This window comes from Actinoalloteichus spitiensis RMV-1378 (genome assembly GCF_000239155.1).
GTDB classification, from domain to species: domain Bacteria; phylum Actinomycetota; class Actinomycetes; order Mycobacteriales; family Pseudonocardiaceae; genus Actinoalloteichus_B; species Actinoalloteichus_B spitiensis.
The window spans coordinates 1-2,845 of the sequence record NZ_AGVX02000183.1; the positions used below are offsets into that span (position 1 = coordinate 1).

Below are 2,845 nucleotides of genomic sequence, written 5' to 3' on the forward strand. Positions count from 1 at the left end.
GGACCGGCCCGGCGGCGGCCGAGGCAACGGCTCGGCCACGACCTCGGGGAGATCTGACCGGAACGGGTGGATCATCCGTCTGCACCGTCTAGCGTGGTGGGGACGGCAGTGAGCCCGAACGGGACCGACTGGGGAGACGTCGTGCGGCAAGGACGAGACGAGCAGTACATCGAGGTGGGACGCGGAAGGCTGGCCGGGCCGGACGAACCGCCCACTCCGCCGATGGGGTTGGCGCTGCCGCCGGTGGCGGTGGCGGACGCGGCGGTGCCCGGCGGTGCGCGGCGGGACCCCTTCGACCCGCCGACCGAACCGACGCCGCGACCTCTGGTGGACCAGACGGCGGCGGGGCAGGCGGCGCCCGCGGTGATCGGCGGCGAGGCGGCGGACGTCGGCGAGTACGAGACACGGGACTGGCCCACGTTCAGCCGGAGCCGCGAGGACGACCGGGAGGAGCCCGAGGGCAGGGCCGGTTGGGTCGGCCGCATGTTCGGCCGCCGCGACGCCTGAGCGAGCGGCAGCCGTTCCGGGACGAGCACCCGGGAACGGCCCACCGTGCGGGGAGCCCTCAGTCCTCGTCGACGGACCAGGTGAGCGTGCGGTGGTCCGGGTCGGGGCCGGCGCTCCAGCGGACGGAGGTGACCCGGGTGGTCTCGGGCAGCACGTACACCGAATGCCCGCCGGCCGTCTCCCCGGGGCCCACTCCGATGCGGTAGGCGGGCCGGGAGGACAGCGACACCGGAGCCTTGGACACCGGCTGGCCGTCCTCGGTCACCAGGACCAGGTAGAGGTCGGGCAGGGCGGCGAAGGGCGTGGGCCCCTGGTTGGTGATCTCGGTGTGGACGACGACGGAGCGTTCCCCGTCCTGGAGGGTGTAACCGGCCGCCTCGAACAGGAAGTCCGCCGGGTCGACGACCTCCAGCAGCTGGATGCGGACCCGTTCGCCCTCGACGCCCTGCGTTTCCAGAGCTGTCCCGACCTGGCCGGTCCGGGGTGGGGCGGCCGCCGGGGGGCCGTCCCCCCTCGCCCAGGACGCCGACTGCGGTGGGCCCCACACGACGGCGGGGTCCGCGGGAGAACCCTCCTGCGGACCCGACGGGTGCGGGGGTGCGGCCGGTCCCGCTGCCGGAGCGGGGAACGGGCCGCTGGGTCCCGCCTGCCCCGGCGGTGGGAAACCGGGTGCGGGGTGCGGGTAGGGGCCGCTCGCCGCACCGGGGTACGCCGGCGGGTAGGGGCCGCTGCCGCTGCCGGGCGGTGGGTGGGGGCCGCTGCCGCCGCCCGGGGGCGGGTAGGAGCCGCTGGGCGTGCCGTGCACCGGGTACCCGGGTGGGGCCGGTGCCGGGTAGCCGGGTGGCGGACCCGGCGGGTGCTGGTACTGGTGCTGCGCCCAGGCGCCCGTCGCCATCAGCACGTTGCGAATGGCTTGTTGGTCGCACTCGACCCCGACGACCAGGGGCAGGCCGGAGGCGGACAGGGCCGCCAGCCGGGCGGCCACCTCCCGCACGTCCATGCCCAACCGGTGCGCCATGTCCGTGACGGACGCGCGGCCGGCCTCGGCGATCAACGCGAGCAACCGGGTATCGACGGGATCAGGACCAACCACGTCAGGCACGCTACCTAATCATGGGGACGGCCCACCGGGCGGAGCCGGGAACGGTGGCTCGTTCGCGCCCCGGACGGCGCGCGAACCGGCGGTGTGGCGGCATCACTCCCACCAGAAGGTCCAGGAGTGGTGGCCGACGATCTGCCGTGCGTAGTCGCCCAGGCTGCCGACCCCCTGGTCGATGCTGTCGGGGCAGAACGACCAGTGTTCGGCGGCCACGGCCAGGGCGTGCTCCGGGGTCTTGGGCGGCGCCGACACGCTGAGGTCCAGGGTGTCGAACCCGAGCCGGACGACGCGTACTCCGAACCTGTCCTCCCAGCTCCGCAGGATCGCCGACAGCGGCGCGGTGCGTTCCGAGTAGTTCACCGGCCCCATCCAGCCGACCTGGGCGAGCGCGTCCGCGCCGCGCGAGGCCGCGACCAGCCCCAGGCGAGCCACCCCGTCGGTCAGTTCGCCGGCCAACCAGTCGGCGACCTCCTCGGGGGGCCGGTCCGGCTCGGCCCGGTCGGCCAGGCCGGGGAAGTCGGGGCCGAAGGGCAGCAGTTGCTCGCTGACGTCGTGGCCGCCGCCGGACGGGGCGGCCGACTCGGCCCACCACTCCGCCATCAGGGTGCCCGCGTCGTGCCGGTCGACCCGCGACACCGGTTCCGGGGCGAGTTCCCCCGTCTCCCACGGTTCGCCGCCCTGCAGGTCGCTGGGGCGCAGCAACAGCGGCCACAGCCCGGTCTCGGGGTGGAGGGCGCGGTACCGGGCCCACGTCCCCGCCTCGGCGGGCTCGTGGCTGAGCCACAGGGCGGGCCGCACCGTGGAGAGCCGGTAGCGCGCGAAGCTCTCGTCGGCCCAGACGAGCTCGCCCGGCGGTAGGTCCGGTGGGAGGGTCCGCCCGTTCCCGCCCTCGGGGAACAGGGCCGCCAACTCGTCCGGCAGTGATGTCGTGTCCGCCTGATCCACCACGTCGGGTTCTCCCGGATGTCGTCCAGTGCTCGGGTCGCCCCATGCGTTGGGCCTGCAGATATTCTCACGCCAAACCGACGACGAGCGTGATCATCAGATCGTGGGGGACGCGCCGGCGGGCGACCACACGGCGTGCTGGACGTACGGGCGGCCGGGCGGCCTACGGTCACCCGCGAGGGGGCCGCGCCGGCGGGCCGGTGATTCCGCGCGGCCCGGGGACCCGGGCGGCCGGGGAACGGGGCCCGCCCCCGGCGCGCGGGAGCGGGCCCCTCGGTGCCGTCTCAGGCGCTG

The 2,845-nt window shown here is 75.4% G+C and carries 3 protein-coding genes; 1 reads left to right on the forward strand and 2 read right to left on the reverse strand.

What is annotated here, in order from left to right:
* The first annotated feature begins 141 nt into the window (after positions 1–141).
* Positions 142–507: a hypothetical protein gene (locus ACTIDRAF_RS0209605; protein ID WP_157162948.1), complete on the forward strand. Its 366-nt coding sequence runs from the start codon at positions 142–144 to the stop codon at positions 505–507.
* A 58-nt stretch (positions 508–565) separates the two neighbouring features.
* On the opposite strand, the gene ACTIDRAF_RS0209610 is transcribed toward ACTIDRAF_RS0209605, so the two are convergent.
* Together ACTIDRAF_RS0209610 and ACTIDRAF_RS0209615 are read right to left on the reverse strand one after the other, a co-directional pair.
* Positions 566–1,600, reverse strand: a complete 1,035-nt coding sequence (locus ACTIDRAF_RS0209610) for an AsnC family protein (RefSeq protein ID WP_039786557.1) — start codon at positions 1,598–1,600, stop codon at positions 566–568.
* Positions 1,601–1,702: 102 nt separating this feature from the next.
* Complete coding sequence (locus ACTIDRAF_RS0209615; protein ID WP_026065934.1) at positions 1,703–2,551, reverse strand: DUF4253 domain-containing protein; 849 nt, start codon at positions 2,549–2,551, stop codon at positions 1,703–1,705.
* Positions 2,552–2,845 lie beyond the last annotated feature (294 nt).